Source organism: Kribbella sp. NPDC003557, from assembly GCF_040610805.1.
In the GTDB taxonomy this organism is placed as follows: Bacteria; Actinomycetota; Actinomycetes; order Propionibacteriales; family Kribbellaceae; genus Kribbella.
Genome location: NZ_JBEXMY010000006.1, coordinates 265605 through 283284, shown reverse-complemented (window position 1 = coordinate 283284; position 17680 = coordinate 265605). Strand labels below are relative to the sequence as shown.

Annotated in this window: 15 protein-coding genes; 7 read left to right on the top strand and 8 right to left on the bottom strand. The window is 68.6% G+C overall.

Annotation, left to right across the window (positions count from 1 at the left end; genetic code table 11):
* Positions 1-84 precede the first annotated feature (84 nt).
* The 4 genes from ABZW60_RS25985 to ABZW60_RS25970 all read left to right on the top strand — a co-directional run bounded on the left by ABZW60_RS25985 (position 85) and on the right by ABZW60_RS25970 (position 6055).
* A complete protein-coding gene (locus tag ABZW60_RS25985) occupies positions 85-2859 on the top strand; it encodes a family 78 glycoside hydrolase catalytic domain (protein WP_355480976.1) in 2775 nt (924 codons plus the stop codon).
* Positions 2860-2952: 93 nt separating this feature from the next.
* Positions 2953-4284 (top strand): extracellular solute-binding protein, encoded by a 1332-nt coding sequence (locus ABZW60_RS25980; protein WP_355480974.1) that lies wholly within the window; start codon positions 2953-2955, stop codon positions 4282-4284.
* The gene (locus ABZW60_RS25975; RefSeq protein WP_355480972.1) at positions 4281-5207 is read left to right on the top strand and encodes a sugar ABC transporter permease; all 927 of its coding nucleotides are present in this window, start codon (positions 4281-4283) and stop codon (positions 5205-5207) included. Before ABZW60_RS25980 ends, ABZW60_RS25975 begins: the two co-directional genes overlap by 4 nt.
* On the top strand, positions 5204-6055 hold the full coding sequence (locus ABZW60_RS25970) for a carbohydrate ABC transporter permease (RefSeq protein ID WP_355480970.1): 852 nt from the start codon (positions 5204-5206) through the stop codon (positions 6053-6055). The genes ABZW60_RS25975 and ABZW60_RS25970 overlap by 4 nt, the downstream gene beginning before the upstream one ends.
* On the opposite strand, the gene ABZW60_RS25965 is transcribed toward ABZW60_RS25970, so the two are convergent.
* Positions 6045-6674, bottom strand: a complete 630-nt coding sequence (locus ABZW60_RS25965) for a class I SAM-dependent methyltransferase (protein WP_355480968.1) — start codon at positions 6672-6674, stop codon at positions 6045-6047. The two genes, ABZW60_RS25970 and ABZW60_RS25965, sit on opposite strands and share 11 nt — an antisense overlap.
* Entirely contained in the window at positions 6671-7801 is a 1131-nt protein-coding gene (locus ABZW60_RS25960; protein WP_355480967.1) for an aminotransferase class V-fold PLP-dependent enzyme, read from the bottom strand. The genes ABZW60_RS25965 and ABZW60_RS25960 overlap by 4 nt, the downstream gene beginning before the upstream one ends.
* 222 nt (positions 7802-8023) lie before the next feature.
* Between ABZW60_RS25960 and ABZW60_RS25955 the strand changes: the two genes are divergently transcribed.
* The 3 genes from ABZW60_RS25955 to ABZW60_RS25945 all read left to right on the top strand — a co-directional run bounded on the left by ABZW60_RS25955 (position 8024) and on the right by ABZW60_RS25945 (position 10594).
* Complete coding sequence (locus tag ABZW60_RS25955; RefSeq protein WP_355481799.1) at positions 8024-8233, top strand: zinc ribbon domain-containing protein; 210 nt, start codon at positions 8024-8026, stop codon at positions 8231-8233.
* Positions 8234-8413: 180 nt separating this feature from the next.
* A complete protein-coding gene (locus ABZW60_RS25950; RefSeq protein ID WP_355480965.1) occupies positions 8414-9166 on the top strand; it encodes a glycerophosphodiester phosphodiesterase in 753 nt (250 codons plus the stop codon).
* Between the two features lie 54 nt (positions 9167-9220).
* Positions 9221-10594: an MFS transporter gene (locus ABZW60_RS25945; RefSeq protein ID WP_355480963.1), complete on the top strand. Its 1374-nt coding sequence runs from the start codon at positions 9221-9223 to the stop codon at positions 10592-10594.
* A 44-nt stretch (positions 10595-10638) separates the two neighbouring features.
* Here the strand turns inward: ABZW60_RS25945 and ABZW60_RS25940 are convergent, their stop codons facing one another.
* From ABZW60_RS25940 to ABZW60_RS25915, 6 genes are read right to left on the bottom strand one after another with little or no spacing between them, the layout of a single operon-like run.
* Positions 10639-12057 carry a polysaccharide lyase 6 family protein gene (locus tag ABZW60_RS25940; protein WP_355480961.1) on the bottom strand — a complete coding sequence of 473 codons (1419 nt, stop codon included), beginning with the start codon at positions 12055-12057 and terminating at the stop codon, positions 10639-10641.
* Positions 12058-12067: 10 nt separating this feature from the next.
* The gene (locus ABZW60_RS25935) at positions 12068-12913 is read right to left on the bottom strand and encodes an AraC family transcriptional regulator (RefSeq protein ID WP_355480959.1); all 846 of its coding nucleotides are present in this window, start codon (positions 12911-12913) and stop codon (positions 12068-12070) included.
* Complete coding sequence (locus ABZW60_RS25930; protein WP_355480958.1) at positions 12910-14325, bottom strand: polysaccharide lyase 6 family protein; 1416 nt, start codon at positions 14323-14325, stop codon at positions 12910-12912. The genes ABZW60_RS25935 and ABZW60_RS25930 overlap by 4 nt, the downstream gene beginning before the upstream one ends.
* A 3-nt stretch (positions 14326-14328) precedes the next feature.
* A complete protein-coding gene (locus ABZW60_RS25925; protein ID WP_355480956.1) occupies positions 14329-15195 on the bottom strand; it encodes a carbohydrate ABC transporter permease in 867 nt (288 codons plus the stop codon).
* Positions 15192-16136, bottom strand: a complete 945-nt coding sequence (locus ABZW60_RS25920) for a sugar ABC transporter permease (protein WP_355480954.1) — start codon at positions 16134-16136, stop codon at positions 15192-15194. Before ABZW60_RS25920 ends, ABZW60_RS25925 begins: the two co-directional genes overlap by 4 nt.
* Positions 16133-17302 carry a sugar ABC transporter substrate-binding protein gene (locus ABZW60_RS25915; protein ID WP_355480952.1) on the bottom strand — a complete coding sequence of 390 codons (1170 nt, stop codon included), beginning with the start codon at positions 17300-17302 and terminating at the stop codon, positions 16133-16135. Before ABZW60_RS25915 ends, ABZW60_RS25920 begins: the two co-directional genes overlap by 4 nt.
* Positions 17303-17680 lie beyond the last annotated feature (378 nt).

The following is a 17680-nucleotide window of genomic DNA, read 5'->3' as shown; positions in this document are numbered from 1 at the left end:
CGAAACGTCCTCGCCGGTCAATCAGCCAACGATCGAGCGTTTTGTCAGAGCACCCAATGAATCGTTTCACTCGGTTGGAGTCTCATGTCGCAACTCGCCGCACCCACCGCCCTCCGCTTCGAGCATCGGTCCGCACCCGTCCTGGGTATCGGCACCGCGAGCCCGAGGATCTCCTGGCAGGTCCCGGCCGCGGACGCCGGCTACGCGCAGACGGCGTACGAGGTCGAGATCACCACCGGCAGCACGCAGGTCTTCACCGTCCAGTCCCCCGACCAGATCCTGGTGCCCTGGCCGGGTGACGCGCTGGAGTCCCGTCAGGCCGCCCAGGTGCGGGTCCGCGTCCGCGGTACCGATGACTGGAGCGACTGGAGCGAGCCGGCCACCGTCGAGCCCGGGCTGCTCACGCCGGACGACTGGACCGCCCGCTTCGTCAGCCCGCGGGAGAACCCGCACGGCTCCCCCGCGCCGCTGGTCGCCGGCACCGCCGATCTGCCCGACGGCGTCGTGAAGGCCCGCCTGTACGCCACGTCGTACGGCATCTACATCCCGGAGCTGAACGGTCAGCGGGTCGGGACCGAGGAGCTCGCGCCCGGCTGGACGGCGTACCAGTACCGGCTCCGCTACCAGACGTACGACGTGACCGAGCTTGTCCGGCCTGGTGAGAACACGCTCGAGTTCCTCCTCGGCAACGCGTGGTACCGCGGCCGGATCGGCTTCCAGGACCAGAAGCAGCTGTACGGCGACCGGCTCGCGGTCCTCGCGCAGCTCGAGGTGACGACCGAGGGCGGCCAGGTCCACACGTTCGCGAGCGACGGCACCTGGACCTCCCGGGAGAGCAACGTCCTGGCCGACGACCTGTACGACGGTCAGTCCACTGACCTGCGCAAGCGGCCCGGCGCACCGGCCCCGGTGGATGTCCTCGACGCCGACTTCACGCTGCTCGTCGCGCCGGACGGCCCGCCGGTGCGGATCACCGACGTGCTGCCCGCCGTCGAGATCACCACCTCGCCGTCCGGGAAGACCCTCGTCGACTTCGGCCAGAACCTCGTCGGCCGGGTCCGCCTGACGGTCCGCGGCCAGGCCGAGGGCGACGAGATCGTCCTGCGGCACGCCGAGGTGCTCGAGAACGGCGAGCTCGGCGTCCGCCCGCTGCGCACCGCGAAGGCGACCGACACCTACGTGCTGGCCGGGCCCGACGAGGTCGTGCTCGACTCGCCGCTCACCTTCCACGGCTTCCGGTACGCCGAGGTCACCGGCGTCGCCGGGCTCCGCAAGGAGGACCTCGAGGCGGTCGTGATCGGCACCGACCTGCGCCGGACCGGCTGGTTCGAATCGTCGAACGAGCTGCTCGACCAGTTCCACCAGAACGTGGTCTGGGGGATGCGCGGCAACTTCGTCGACGTACCGACCGACTGCCCGCAGCGCGACGAGCGGCTCGGCTGGACCGGCGACATCCAGGTCTTCTCCCCGAGCGCGAGCTTCCTGTTCGACACCGCGGGCTTCCTGACGAACTGGCTCGCCGACCTCGCCGCCGAGCAGCAGAAGGACGGCTCGGTGCCTTTCGTCATCCCGGACGTGCTCCGCAACGAGTCGCCGGCGACCGCAGCTTGGGGTGACGCGGCAACGATCGTTCCATGGGTGATCTACGAGCGCACCGGCGACGCCGGGCTGCTCGCCCGGCAGCTACCGAGCATGCGGGCCTGGGTGGACAAGATGGCCGACCTGGCCGGTCCCGACCTGGTCTGGTCGGGCGGCTTCCAGTTCGGCGACTGGCTCGACCCGACCGCGCCGCCGGAGAACGCGTTCCTGGCCAAGGCCGACCCCGATGTGGTCGCCACCGCGCACCTGGCCCGGTCCGCCGAGGTGTTCGGCAAGGCCGCCGCGGTGGTCGGCCAGACCGACCTCGCCCGCGAGTACACCGACCTGGCCGCGCGTGTCCGGCAGGCCTTCGCGACCGAGTACGCGACCGACGGCGGCCGCGTATTGAGCGACGCGGCAACGACCTACGCGCTCGCCCTGCAGTGGGCGCTGCTGCCGACCGAGAACCAGCGGCAGCGGGCCGGCGAACGGCTCGCCGACCTGGTCCGTACGTCGGGCTTCCGGATCAGTACCGGATTCGTCGGCACACCGCTGATGGCCGACGCACTGGCCGATTCCGGACATCCTGACCTGGCCTACCGCCTTCTGCTACAGACAGGCTGCCCCTCTTGGCTGTACGCAGTGACGATGGGAGCCACGACGGTCTGGGAACGCTGGGACAGCATGCTGCCCGACGGCAGCATCAACCCCGGCCAGATGACGTCGTTCAACCACTACGCCCTCGGCGCCGTCGCCGACTGGATGCACCGGCGGGTCGCCGGCCTCGCGGCCGCCGAGCCCGGCTACCGGACCATCGACATCCGCCCGCTGTTCACCGACCAGCTGACGAAGGCGTCGGCCAAGCACCTCACGCCGTACGGCGAGGCATCGGTCGCGTGGAACCGCGCCGACGGTCAGGTCACGCTGAGCGTCACCGTCCCGGTCGGGTCCCGCGCGAAGGTCGACGTACCTGGCCTCGAGCCCGTCGAGGTCGGGCACGGTACGCACGAGTGGACCGTCACCGACCCGTACGCCGAGTCGCCGCGGCTGGCCGCGGACGCGACGGTCCGCGACGTCCTGGACCACGAGCCGACCTGGTCGACGCTCGCTGCGGCCGCGGTCGAGAACGGCATCGTCGCCGATGACGCCGAGCTGGCCGGCCGCCTCGAGCGGTACCTGGACCAGCCCGCCACCGGGCTGGTCGACGCGATCAGCCCGCGCGGCTTCTCCGCGAGCGCCGAGGCCCTGAAGGGCGAGCTCGACGCCCTGCTCAACCACTAGCCCTACTCTCCCTGCCCAACTCAACCTGCCCAACTCAACCTGCCCACTCACCGACCGCCCCGCTGCCGCGAAGTACATCCCTTGGAGGTCATGATGAGGTTCCGCCCAGGAGCCAGCGGACTCGCACTGCTGGCTGTCTGTTCCCTAGCCCTCTCCGCGTGCAGCGCGGGCAGTCTCGGATCCAGCGACGACGCCGGTGGCAGCGGCGCGGTCGAGATCACGTACCTGACCACGAACCAGGATCAGGACATCAAGGAAGCCGAGCAACTCGCCAAGGACTTCCACGCGAAGAATCCGAACATCACGGTCAAGGTCGACAGCCGGCCGGGCGGCACCGAGGGTGACAACATCGTCAAGACCCGGCTGTCGACCGGCGACATGCCGGAGGTGTTCAACTACAACACCGGTTCGCTGTTCCAGGCGATCGCGCCGCAGAAGAACCTGCTCTCGATCAACGACGAGCCCTACATCAAGGACCTGGACGACAACTTCAAGAAGACCGTGACCGCCGACGGCCAGGTGTACGGCGCACCGGTCGGCGGGTTCATGGGCGGCGCGGTGCTCTACAGCATCCCCGTGTACGAGAAGCTCGGCCTCACACCGCCGAAGACGTGGGCCGACTTCATGGCCAACAACGCCAAGATCAAGGCCGGCGACCCGGGGGTCGCACCGGTGATCCAGACCTACGGCGAGACCTGGACCTCGCAGCTGTTCGTGCTAGGCGACTTCCACAACGTCTCCGCGGCCGAGCCGGACTTCGCCGACAAGTACACCAAGAACCAGGCGAAGTACGCGACGTCGCCGGCCGCGCTCAAGGGCTTCGAGCACACCCAGGCCGTCCACGACGCCGGCTACGAGAACAAGGACTTCGCCTCCGCGAAGCTGCCCGACGGCCTGAAGATGCTTGCCACCGGCAAGGGCGCGCACTACCCGATCCTGTCCGGCGTGGTCGCGAACATGATCGCCACCTACCCGGACGCCGCGAAGTCGGTCGGCCTGTTCGCGTTGCCTGGTGACGACGCGAGCAAGAACGGCCTGACGCTGTGGACGCCGGGCGGCCTCTACATCCCGAAGACCACGACCGGCGACAAGCTGGACGCGGCCAAGAAGTTCCTCGCCTTCGTCGCCAGCCCGGACGGGTGCAAGTCGCAGTCCGAGGCGGGCGCGCCGACCGGTCCGTACGCCGTGAAGGGCTGCACGCTCGGCGACAACGTGCCGCAGGCGATCAAGGACATGCAGCCGTACCTCGACAAGGACGGCGGCTCGAGCCTGGCGCTGGAATTCCTGTCGCCGGTCAAGGGCCCGTCGCTGGAGCAGATCACGGTCGAGGTCGGCTCCGGGATCCGCAAGGCGAAGGACGGCGCCGCCCGGTACGACGAGGACGTCAAGAAGCAGGCGCAGCAGTTGGGCCTGGAGGGCTGGTGAGGTCGGTGGCTGTGTCGATCTCCCAGGAACACAGCAAGACCGCGGCGGTCGCGAAGACCGGTAGCAAGGTCTACCGCCCGTACTCGTTCTGGTTCTACCTGCCCACCGCGGTGATCTACGCCGTGCTGTTCCTGGTCCCGACGTTCGCCTCGTTCTACTACAGCCTGACGCGCTGGAGCCTGTTCGAGTCGAAGTTCATCGGGCTGGACAACTTCAAGCTGTTCTTCGCCGAGCCCGCGCTGGTGAAGGGCTTCACCAACACGCTGATCTTCGCCGTCGTGACGTCAGGGTCCAAGGTCGTGCTCGGTCTCCTGCTGGCCGTGCTCCTGACGTCACAGATCGTCGGCCGCGGGTATCTGCGCTCGGTGGTCTTCTTCCCGGTCCTGGTCAGCACGGTCGGCGTCGGCCTGCTGTTCCAGGTGATGATGAATCCCGAGCGGGGCATCATCAACGGCGCCCTCGGGGTGATCGGCATCGACGGACCCGGGTGGCTGACCGACCCGAAGTGGGCGCTGCTGTCGATCGCCCTGGTGGACGTCTGGAAGGGCGTCGGCCTGGCGACGCTGATCTACATCGCCGGGATCGTGTCGATCCCGCGCGAGTACCTGGAGGCCGCCCGGGTCGACGGCGCCGGAGCCTGGGAGTCGTTCCGCCGGATCGTGCTCCCGCTGTGCAAGCCGGCCACGGTCACCGTGATCATCCTGTCGCTGATCGGCGGCCTGCGGTCGTTCGAGCTGATCTGGGCGATGACCCGCGGCGGACCCGGGTTCACCTCGGACGTGATCTCGTCGGTGATCTACAAGCAGTACCAGGCCGGCTTCTACGGACTGTCGACGGCCGGCAACGTGATCCTGTTCGTCGTGGTGACCGCGATCGTGCTGCCGCTCAACTGGTTCCTGAACCGCAAGGAGGTGGACCTGTGAGCACCGCCGAACTCGTCAACCACCGGCCCGGCCGCAAGTGGGCGCTCAGCGTGGTCGCGATCCTGGCCTCGATCGTGGTGTTCATCATCCCGTTCGTGTTCATGCTGCTGACCGCGGTCAAGGACCGCCAGCAGGCCGCGGACCTCGACTTCTCCTGGCCGCATCAGTTCCAGTTCGTGCAGAACTTCGTCGACGTGGTCAAGGCCCGCGACTACATGCTGGTGATCGCGTTCATCAACAGCACGATCCTGACCGTGGTGAGCGTGGCCGGCATGGTGGTGCTGGCCGCGATGGCCGGGTTCGTGCTGCAGCGCCGGGCGAGCCGGTGGAACGGCTTCATCAACTTCCTGGTGCTGTCCGGACTCATCATCCCGCCGGCCGTCGTGCCGACGATCTGGGTGCTGCAGAAGCTCGGGCTGTTCCGGACGATGCCGGGACTGATCCTGATCGAGATCGCGTTCGGGCTGTCGTTCTGCATCCTGCTGTTCCGGGCGTTCGTCGCGACGATCCCGCGGGAGCTGGACGAGGCGGCGATCATCGACGGGGCCGGGCCGCTGCGGCTGTTCTTCGGCGTCATCTTCCCGCTGCTCAGATCCGTCATCATCACCGTGGTCGTGGTGCAGTCGGTCAACGTGTTCAACGACTTCGTGAACCCGTTGTACTTCCTGCCCGGTGACAAGAACGCCACCGTCCAGCTCACGCTCTACAACTTCTCCGGTCAGTTCTCCACGCAGTACAACCTGCTGTTCATGGACATCCTGCTGATCACGATCCCGCCGCTGATCATGTTCCTGTTCTTCAACCGGCAGATCGTCGCCGGGATGACGTCGGGAGCGGTCAAGGGGTAGCCGGCTTGCGGACGAGAAGGGCGGCCTGGGCGGCGTCCTTCTCGCCGGGCAGCGCCGCGCGCGTCAGGGTCGCGACCTCGGCGAACCCGGCGCCGGCGAGCAGCCCGGCGACGTCCGCGACGTCGTACATGTAGACGTCCAGGTCGAGGTCGTGCCCGTAGCCGTTGCTCAGGTGGCGGCTGCCCGCACCGACCTTGAACCCGTGCAGCAGGTGACCGCCGGGCCGCAGGACGCGGAACAGCTCGCCGAACACCGCCGGAAGATCCTCGCGCGGGGTGTGCACCAGCGAGTACCACGCGAGGGCCGCGGCGAGCTCGCCGTCCTTCAGGTCCAGGTCGAACAGCGACCCGACCTCGAACCGCAGCTCCGGATACTCCCGCCGGGCCACCTCGATCATCCCGGGCGTCAGGTCGACCCCGAACACGTCCATTCCCCGGCCGTCCAGGTACGTCGTGATCCGGCCCGTCCCGCAGCCGAGATCGCCGACGGGTCCGTCCTCGACGAGCGCGGCGAAGTACTCCAGCGCGCCGGTCTCGAACGGGTCCTGCCGGTGGTAGTCCCTCAGGATCGCGTGATAGTCGGCGGCGGCGCGGTTGTATGACCCTCGGATGTCGTTCACGCGAGGACTCTAGGGAGCCCTTCCGACAGTTTCTCGTAGTCCGCGAGCGAGTTGTAAGCGTGCGCCGACAGCCGGATGAACTTGCGCTCCTCGAACCCGGTGAACGTGATCTCGGCCTTCAGCTCCCGCGACACCCGCATCTTCAGCGCGTCGCCACCACTCAGGTCGACCGAGGACGGCAGCTCGACCAGCCGCATCGTCGCCGGCGGGTGCACCACCTCGGCGACACCGGTCCCGAGCGCCTTCGCGAGGATCTTCGCGCCCTCCTCGACCAGTCCGGTCAGCTGCGGCCGGCGGGTCGGCCAGTCCAGGTCCGCCAGGACCCGCAGCGACTCCGGCGCCGCGATCCACGGCACGTAGTCGTACGTCCCCTGCATGTCGAACCGCTCCGGCATCCGCTCGTCGTACTCCGACCAGGACACGATCAGCGGCAACGCCGCTGTCCGCCACTGCTCGGCGACGACCAGACCGGCCGTGGCGCGCGGGGCGGCCGGCCACTTGTGGAAGTTGCCCGTCCAGAAGTCGGCGCCACCGGCGGCCGGCGCGTCGATCAGCGCCGGGGCGTGCGCGCCGTCGACCACGATCGGTACGCCGTGGGCGTGGGCGGCCGTCACCAGTGCGTCGACCGGGAACACCTTCGCCGTCCCCGAGGTGATCTGGTCCACGATCAGCACCGACGCGCCGTCCAGCTCGGCCGTCACCAGCGCGACCACGGTCTCGTCGTCGGCCTCGAGCGGGATCCCGACGTTCACCACCTCGACGCCGCGGTCCTTCGCGAACCGCTCGGCGGCGTAGCGCACCGCGCCGTACGCGTGGTCGGTCAGCACGATCCGGCTGCCCGCGGGGATCGGCAGCGTGTGCAGCGCCACGGTGACGCCGGCGCTCGCGTTCGGCACCAGGGCGAAGCCGGCCGGGTCGGTCTCCAGGTACGACGCGAGCGCGAGCCGGCTCGCGGTCAGGCGGTCGGCGACCGTGCGGAACCACACCATCGGGTTGGCGTCCATCTCGGTCCGCAGGGCTGCCATCACCTCCTGGGTCCGGCGCGGCACGGCGCCGTACGAACCATGGTTGAGGTGCAGGACACCGGGATCGAGGGTCCACAGGTCGGGGCGGGGGCCAGAAACCATTGGGTATTTCAACAGATTCCTCAGCATGTGTATTAAGGGCTGTTCAAAAGCTTCAGATGATTTCGCAGGGGAAGAGAGAGAAAGAGAAGAGATTTGTACTGGTGGCCGGCTTCGGTTACCGGCCGGAGGTTTTCTACGCGGCTGTGCAGGTGAGTCGATGCGGCATCACTCTACACTCGGGATCGATCACGATGAGATCGCCGAACTCGTCGGTCGACTCGTCTGCCCGGCGTCTACCGCAGCTGGAAAGCCGACCGCTGGTTTCCCTCGTCGAAACAATGCGCGCAATGCGACCGGCTCAATCACTCCCTCGCACCGGCCGACCGCGAGTGGACATGCACCGGCTGCGGCACCATCCACGACCGCGACGACGATGCAGCCGCCAATCTTCGCCGCGGACTCCTGGCTGAGCGAACCACCACATCAACCTGACGCAAGACGCCTCGCCGGGAAGTTCCCCGGAGAGACAAACGCCTGATGGAGACCGCCGAAGACCTCACTCTCCGGAGTCGGCGGCGGTCGATGAAGCAGGAAGGGTCTCAGCGACGCCACGACTGAGACTCACGCAACGGCTGAGTACCGTCACCACCCAAACGGTACATACTTCTGGACGTGTACCCCTACCTCGACCACGACGGCCCGATCGCGATGGCTCATCGAGGCGGCGCGAAACACCCGGACAACGTCGGCTACGAGAACTCGCTGCACGCCTTCCAGCACGCCGTCGACCTCGGGTACCGGTACCTGGAGACCGACCTGCACGCGACCAGCGACGGGGTCGTGATCGCGTTCCACGACAAGGTGCTGGACCGGGTCACGGACCGCACCGGGGTGATCGCGGAGCTGCCCTGGTCGGAGGTCAGCCGGGCGAGGATCAACGGCCACGAGCCGATCCCGCGCCTGGACGAGCTGCTCGAGCACTTCCCGGACATCCGGTTCAACCTCGACATCAAGGCCGAGGGCGGCCTGGAGCCGGCCGCGAAGGTGCTGCGGGCCGCGAACGTGCTCGACCGGATCTGCGTGTCGTCGTTCTCCCAGTCGCGGGTCCGGCGGATCCGCAAGCTGCTCGGCCCCCGGCTCTGCACCGGGTACGGCGAGTGGGAGGCCGCGCTGATCCGGTTCCTGCCGTTCGCGCTGCCGTCGCGCGGCGCCTGCCTGCAGATCCCCGAGCGGTACCGCTCCTTCCACGTGCTCACCCCCGGCCTGATCCGGCGCGCGCACTCCCGCGGCAAGCAGGTGCACGTCTGGACGATCGACGACCCGGCCACGATGCGCCGCCTGCTCGACGCGGGCGTCGACGGCATCATCACCGACCGCACCGACCTGCTCCGCGACGTCCTGATCGAGCGGGGTCAGTGGCACTGAAGTGTTATGCCGGGGTACGCCGCTTCGTCCCCCGGAAATGACACACTTCCGCGCATGGGAATCCTCTCCGCCCCGGCCGGCGTGGACAAGCGTGAGTACTGGGGCTTCAGCCTGTACGACTGGGCGAACTCCGGCTATGTCACCACGGTCGGCACGGTCCTGTTCGCGCCGTACCTGACGTCGGTGGCCGAGACCGCCGCCTGCGGGTACGTCGGGACGACCGACAAGCCGTGCGACACGAACCTCGACGTGCTCGGCCTCGGCGTCTCCCCCGGCTCACTCGCGTTCTACGTCGTCACTGTGGCCACGCTGGTGTCGGCGCTGTTCCTGCCAGTGGTCGGCGCGATCGCGGACCGGATGACCCGCAAGAAGCTGCTGATGTGCGGCTTCGCCTGGACCGGCGCGCTCGCGGCCAGCTCGATGGTCTTCGTCGGCGGCGGCCGCTGGGCGCTCGGCGCGCTGTTGCTGTTCGTCGGCAACCTGTGTCTCGGCTCGTCGCTCGTCGTCTACGACTCGATCCTGATCGACATCGCTCCCCCGGACCAGCGTGACGCGGTGTCGTCCCGGGCCTGGGCGTTCGGATACGCCGGCGGCTTCCTGCTGCTGCTCGTCAACCTCGCCGTCGTGACCGCACACGACGCGCTCGGGATGTCGCAGGGGACGGCCGTGCGCCTCAGCCTCCTCAGTGCCGGTCTCTGGTGGGGTCTGTTCACCTTCATCCCGTTCGTCCGCCTCCGCGACCGGCCGCCGGTGAGCGTGGTGCCGGTGCGCAGCGGCAGCCTGGTCCGCCAGAGCTTCGGTCAGCTGTCCGCCACGCTGAAGCACCTGCGCGCCTACAAGATGACGATGCTGTTCCTGATCGCGTACCTGTTCTTCAACGACGGCATCCAGACGGTCATCTCGGTGTCCTCGACGTACGGCGAGAAGCAGCTCGGGTTCGAGACCCAGGTGCTGATCGCGACCATCCTGCTGGTCCAGTTCGTCGCGTTCTTCGGGGCGCTCGCGTTCGGCCGGTTCGCCCAGCGGTACGGCGCACACCGCACGATCGCCGGCGGCCTGGTGATCTGGATCCTGATCGTGATCGCCGGGTTCCTGCTGCCGGCCCATCAGATCGCGCCGTTCCTGACCATGGGCGTCGCGATCGGGATCGTGCTCGGCGGCACGCAGGCGCTGTCCCGCTCGGCGTTCAGCCAGCTGATCCCGAAGGGCCGCGAGGCGGAGTACTTCTCGCTGTACCAGGCGGGCGAACGCGGGACGTCGTGGCTCGGCACGCTGGTGTTCGGCCTGGTCCACCAGCTCACCGGCTCGTACCGTCCGGCGATCGTCGCCCTCGGGCTGTTCTTCGTCATCGGCCTCGTGCTGCTCGCCCGGGTCGACATGCGCCGGGGTATCGAGGAGGCCGGCAACAGCCAGCCGGCTGTCGTCTAGGCGGAGGCGCCCGCCCTGGTGAACGGGCGCCTCCGCGTCCGGGGTCAGGCCGCGTTCGGGCCCACGTCGGCCGCGTTCAGCGGACGACGGATCGGTGCAGCTGTCGAGTACTCGTCGGCGCCCACGTCGTACGGCGCCGTGCGCGTCTGGCCGTCCACGTCGTCGCCGACCTGACCCGAGTGGTCGACGCTCGCGGCGTTCACGGCGGCGCTCCCCGAGCCGAGCCGGTAGACGCCGTCGGTGCCCGCGGTCAGCTTCGGATCGGCCCGGGTGTAACCGGACGACGGGATGTTGCCTGCTGACGCGGCGCCCCAGGTGATGTTGCCCGACCAGGTCAGGCCGCTCAGGTACGGCATGTCGACCAGGCCGCCGCTGTCGCCGACCATCAAGTTGTCGGAGACCACGCAGCCCAGCGGCGGCACCGTGCGCTGGCTCTCGCCGGCCAGGGCCTGCCCGTTGTTCCGCAGCGTGTTCAGCGTGATCGTCACCCGGTCCGGCGCGTCGTTGCCGCGCCGCGAGTCGGACGGCTCGCCCTCGTAGTGGTCGCGCTCCGTACCGCTGCCGAGCACCACACCGGCGCCGGAGACGCCGCTGACGTAGTTGTTCACGATCAGGTGGTCGTTGCCGTAGATCCGGATGCCGTTCTCCCCCGACAGCAGGTAGTTGCTCTCCACCCGGTTGTCGTTGCCGTGCCGCAGCACGATGCCGCCCAGGCTGTCGCGCACCGTGTTGTAGCGGATCGTGTTGCCGGACGACTTCACCGAGATCGCCTCGGGGTCGCCGTCGCAGCGCTCGAACAGGTTGTACTCGACCGTCGCGTCGGCGCCGCTGAGCGCCCGGCCGCTCACCCCGAGCCGGATCGGCTCCCCGCCGTTCGAACCGCTGAACGTGTGGTCGCGGAAGTGGTTCCGCAGGATGTACGTGCGCTGCGCCATCGCCTCCGAGCCCGGACCGTCGATCACCAGGTAGACGCCGATCGTGGACTTGTCGTGGAAGACGTTGCGGTCGATCTTCGCGTCGTCGCCGCGGACGACGACCCAGTGCTCGGCGGCCGGCGCGAGTCCGAAGTCGTTGCGGGTCAGCCGGATCCGGGGGCAGTCCGCCGGGATCTCCAGCGTCGTGCTCTGCCGGAACGCGAACCCGCTGATCGTGATGTCCGACGATCCCGAGAACACGAAGCTCTGCGCGCCGGTCAGCGTCACGCCGCCGCGGCTCTGCGCCACGATCGTGATCGGCGAGCCGCTGCTCCCGTGCCGGTTGGTGACGGTGATCGGCGATCCCGACAGTACGGCGTACGAGCCGTTCGCCAGCGTGATGGTGGTGCCGGCGGTGGCGGTGTCGATGGCCTGCTGCAACTGGGCCAGCGACGTCACGGTCGCCTGCTCCCGGGCGAGCGCGGGACGCGCGCTCACCAGGGAGAAGGCGATGACGCCACCGCCGGCCAAGAACGTGCGACGGTGCATGACGAGTCTCCTAGCTGTTGGGGCGGTACAACTTCCGGTACTCGCTCGGGGTCACCGAACTCACCTGTCGGAAGACCTTCGAGAAATAGGACTGATCCATGCCGACGGCGGCCGCGATCTCCTCCATCGGGCGTGCGGTCGCCACCAGTTCGCGCTGGGCCCACTCGATCCGGGCCCGTTTGATGTACTGCTTCGGCGACAGGCCGAACTCCGTGCGGAAGTGCCGCATGAAGGTCGGCAGGTCGTAGCCGAACCGTGCCGCGAGTTCCTCGACGCTCGGCAGCGTGGCGAGGTTGTCCTGGATGTAGCGCACGATCCCGGACTCGCTCGTCTGCCGCTCCGAGAGCCTGACCGAGCCGGGCGGCGCGCTGTCCAGGTAGTGCGCGAACAGCGCCGTCAGCGCCGAGCGCAGCCGCAGCGGCGTCGCGAGACCGGGCGGGTCCCGGTCGGCCGCGCCGACCTGCTCGAACAGCGCGGCCGCCTCGTCGGGGGCCTTGCTGGGCACGATGTACGGCAGCGTCAGCATCTCGCCGATGTCCCGGTCACCGATCAGCGCGTTGAAGTGCAGCCAGTGCTTGCGGAACACGTTGTCGCTGATCGTCTCGTACGAGACCGGCACCTCGGCCGGCATGTACACCAGCTCGCCCGGCCGCGGGTAGAGCTCCTCGTCGCCGACGACGAGGCGCCCTTCACCCTCCAGGATCAGGTACAGCCGCGAGAACGGATCGGGCTGCAACGGCCGGGACCACTCGCGGTGCACCTTGGTGATCCGGGCAGCGACGACCAGGTCCAGCCGCAACCGGTCGAGATACGTCCGGATGATCTCCTGCTCTCCTACCGCTGTCTTGGTGGTCATCGGGCGTGCGGTCCCACGTCGGTCGAGGTCAACGGGCGGTACTTCGCATGCCGCGGCGAGTACTCGTCCGCGCCGACGTCCGCCGCTCGTCCTGTCCGGTGGTCGCCGTCCAGATCGGTGGCCACCTCCGGGTACGGCCGGGACGCCGCGTCGATCGCGGGACTGCCGGCCGTCAGCCGCCGTACGCCGTCGGCCCCGGCCGCCAGTCGCGGGTCGACGCGGGTGAAACCGGCCGCCGGAGCGTTGCCGTCCGCGCCGAGTCCCCAGTGGATGTTGCCTGCCCAGGTGATGCCGTCCTGGAACGGCATGTTCACCAACTGACCGTTGTCTGCCACCAACAGATTGTCCGTCACCGCGCACTCCAGCGGTGGGAGGGTCCGGTGGCTCTCGCCGATCACGGCCGCCTCGCAGTCGAGCACCGTGTTCAGCGCGATCCGCACCCGGTCGGGCGCGTCGTTGCCGGTCCGGGACTTCGACGGCTCGCCCGGGTAGTGGTCCCGGACGTTGCCGCTGCCGAGGACGACGCCGGCGCCGCTGATCCGCTCGAGGTAGTTGTTCACGATCAGGTGGTCGTTGCCGTAGATCCGGATCCCGTTCTCCCCGGACAGCAGGTAGTTGCCCTCGACCCGGGTGCCGTTGCCGTGCCGCAACACGATGCCGCCCAGGCTGTCGCGGATCGTGTTGTGCCGGATCGTGTTGCCCGACGACTTCACCGAGATCGCCTCGGGGTCGCCGTTCGCGCGCTCGAACAGGTTGAACTCGACCACCGCGCCCGCCGTCGACAGCGCCCGCGGGCTGACGCCGAGCCGGATCGGCTCGCCGCCGTTGTCGCCGGGGAACGAGTGGTCGCGGAAGTAGTTGTGGTGGATCCGCACCCCGGCCGCCATCTGGTCGGTGCCGGCGCCCTCGACACCCAGGTAGATGCCGAGCTTGGACTTGTCGTGGAACTCGTTGTGGTCGAACTCGGTCTGGTCGCCGCGGATCATCACCCAGTGCAGACCCTCGACGTCGGCCAGCTGGAAGTCGTTCCGGGTCAGCCGGATCCGCTTGCAGTCCGGCGGTACCTCGAAGGTCGACGTCTGCCCGCGGAACGCGAACCCGCTGATCGTGACGTCGGACGACGCGCTCAGTACGAAGGTCTGGGCCCCGGTCAGGACGACGCCTCCGACGGACTCGGCCCGGATGACGATCGGCTCGTCACAGGTACCGCGCTTGCCGGTGATCGGGACCGGGCCCTCATAGGTGCCGTTGGCAACCGTGATGACGCTGCCCGGGACCGCCCGGGCGATGGCGGCCTGCAGTTCGTCGAGCGAGCGGACCAGGTTGCCGCGGGCGGACGCCGCCGTGGGCAGCCCCGCGCTCAGCCCGGCCCCGGCGACGCCGGTGGCCGCCAGGAAGGTACGACGCTTCATGTCTCACCCCTTGAGTGCGCCGGAGGTCAGCCCTCGGGCGAACGAACGTTGGAAGAAGAGGAACACCAGCACGGACGGGAGCAGCGCCAGCAACGACGCGGCGAGGACGACACCGGGCGTGACGGCCTGGTCGATCCGCAGCGTCCGCAGCGCGAGCGGCAGCGTGTACGCCGAGGAGTTCTGTGCCACCAGCAACGGCAGCAGGTACTGGTCCCAGATCATCGTGAAGCCGAACACCCCGATCACGCCGAGCGCCGGCTTGCACAGCGGCAGGATGATCTGCCCGAAGATCCGCAGCTCCCCCGCGCCGTCGATCCGGGCCGCCTCCTCGAGCTCCCGCGGGACGTCCTTCATGAACTCGGTCATCACCAGTATCGAGAACGCCCAGGCGCCGAGCGGGACGATCATGCCGGCCAGCGTGCCCATCAGGTTCAGATGGACCAGCGGCAGGTCGGCGAGCACCAGGGTCAGCGGCAGCGCGAGGATCTCCTCGGGCAGCATCATCGTGGCCAGGATCGCGACCATCACCAGCGTCATCAGCGGGAACTTCTTCCGCGCCAGCGCGTAGCCCGCCAGCACCGACACCGCCACCTGGAGCAGCAGCCCGAAGCCGACCACGAAGAACGAGTTCAGCAGGTACCGCAGGACGCCGTGGTCGAAGGCGATCCGGAAGTTGTCGAGCGTCGGCGACTTCGGTACGACGCTCAGCTGGGTCGGATCCGAGACGTGGTTGAACGAGCCGACCAGCAACGCGAGCAACGGTCCGGCGAAGACTGTGAACAGCCCCGCGTAGATCACGAACTTCGCGAGCCGGGCACCGAACCCCTTCCTCTCGGTGAGCCCCAGCGCGGTCTCCGTGGCAGCACTCATGCGGCTCTCCTCCGTCGCAGCAGCTGGACGCAGACGGTCAGCACGAGCGTGGCCGCGAACAGCAGCACCGCGCCGGCCGACCCGACACCGAGCCGGCTCTGCTCCAGGCCCAGCTTGTAGATCAGCGTCATCACGACCTCGGTCGAGCCGTTCGGCCCGCCGTTGGTCAGCAGGAACACCTCGGTGAACGTCCGGAACCCGCGGACGGCGGCCAGCACGAACAGGATCGCGAACACCGGCCGCAGCCCGGGCAGCGTCACGTGCAGGATCCGCTGCCGCGTCGACGCGCCGTCCACCGTCGCCGCCTCGTACAGCCCGCGGTCGATCCCCGCCAGCCCGGCCAGGAAGATCATCATGTCGTACGGCGCCCCGCGCCAGATGCCGGTCACCGCGATCGAGGCGAGCGACGTGTGCGGGTCGTTGATGAACCCGGACGGCCCGAGCCCGACCAGGCCGATCACCTGGTTGATCAGGCCGTCGCCCGTCGGGTGGTACATGATCCGCCACAACTCGGCGACCACGGCGAGCGGTACGACGACCGGCAGGAACGCCGCCGACCGGATGAAGGTCAGCTTGCGGGTCTGACCTTCCACCAGCAGCGCCAGGCAGAAGCCGAGCAGCATCGATCCGAACGTCTGCCCGACCGCCAGCACGATCGTGTTCCAGGCCGCGGACCGGAAGCCGTCCGAGCCCAGGACCTCGGCGTAGTTCGCGCCGCCGACCCAGGTGTTGCCCAGGTACGGCCGGACCTCCTGCACCGACATCCCGATCGCCTGTGCCATCGGGATGAACTTGAAGTACACGAACAGCACCAGCGCCGGGGCGAGGAACAGCCACGGCACCCACCACTGCCCGTCGCGCAGCTTCCGGCGGGGCCGGTGGACGGCCGCCGGCGCGACCTGCGCCGGGGCCGTCAACCGGGTTGCCTCACGCACACTCATGACGCGTTGACGCCCTGCTGGCTGAGCGTGTCGGTCAGCTTCTGGTCGAGCTTCTTCAGCTCGGCGTCGACGTCCAGGCCGCAGTCCGCGATCAGCGCGTTCACCGTGTCGGCGGTGCTCTGCCGGACCGGTGTCCAGTTCGGGATCGACGGGGCGTAACGGCCGTGCTCGCGGTACACGTCGGCGTACAGCTTCCACCGCGGGTCCGGGCGGACCGTGGTGATGTCGACGCTCTTGTTCACCGGCAGCTGGACGATGAACGCCTTCTCGCCTTCCATGCCGATCTTCTGGCCCTCGGCGGAGATCGCGTAGCCCGCGAAGGCGTTCTGCGCGGCCTCGTTCTTCGAGCCGGCCATCAGGTAGACGCTGCCGCCTTCCGCGAGCACCGTCGAGTCCTTCGGACCCTTGGGCATCGGGACGACCTCGTACTTGTCCTTGCCGAGCGACGAGTCGAAGCGCGGCATCAGGTACGGGCCGACGACGTACATCCCGGTCTTGCCGGCCTCGAAGGTCTCGTTGGTCGGAGGCGTGTCCATCGTCGCGGCGCCTGGCTGAACCACCTTGGACGTGCAGGCGAGGTCGCGGAACCACTTGGTCGCGGCCACCGACTCCGGGGTGGACATCGCGGGCTTGTACTTGCCGTCGCTCTGCTTGGCGATGAAGTCACCGCCGGCGGCCCAGAGGAAGTTCGAGAAGTACCACGACGCGTAGCCGCGCTTGGTCGAGCCCGGTACTGCCAGGCCGTACGTGTCGGCCTTGCCGTTGCCGTCCGGGTCCTGGGTGGTGAAGGCCTTCGCCAGGGCGACCATCTGGTCCCAGTTCGCCGGTGCGGTCAGGTTGACCTTCTTCAGCCAGTCCTTGCGGATCAGCAGCGCGGAGGCCTGCGCCGAGTACGGGACACCGTACGCCTTGCCGTCGGTCGCGCGCGCCGCGGCCAACGCCGGCTCGAGCAGCTGGTCACTGCCCTTGATCGCCGACAGGTCCACCTCGCGGACGATCCCCTGGCTCACCATCGTCCCCAGCTGCGAGGAATCGTTCATCACGATGTCCGGCAGGTCCTTCTGCGCCGCCCGCTGCGACAGCTTGGTCTCGAAGTCGTCGAAGATCGCCGTCACCTCGACCTTCTGCCCCGTCGCCGCCTCGAAAGCCGCCGCCAGCTTCTTCATGCCCTTCTCCCCGTCACCCCCCGGAGTGGTCCGCGCCCACAACTCCAAAGGCGCCGACGGATCCTGCTCGGCCTTCCCGGCCGCACCCCCACCGCAACCGGCAACCACCAGGGCGACCCCCACCCCCGCAGCCATGAATCTGAACGACCTGATCACGGACACAGTCATGCCAACTTCCCAGTCGAGAGACCCGATTTGTACTTTTTGAGCCTCATTTCGTCGCAAGATAACGCTTTCCAAACCAGGACGTCAATGACCCGCTCGCTCCAGGTCCGCCACCGCGCGGCCGCCACCCTCCACCCCAACGCGACCCCAATCCGAGGGGTTGCCCACTGAACCGGAGGGTCACCCCCTCGTATTTTGAGGAGGCAACCCTCC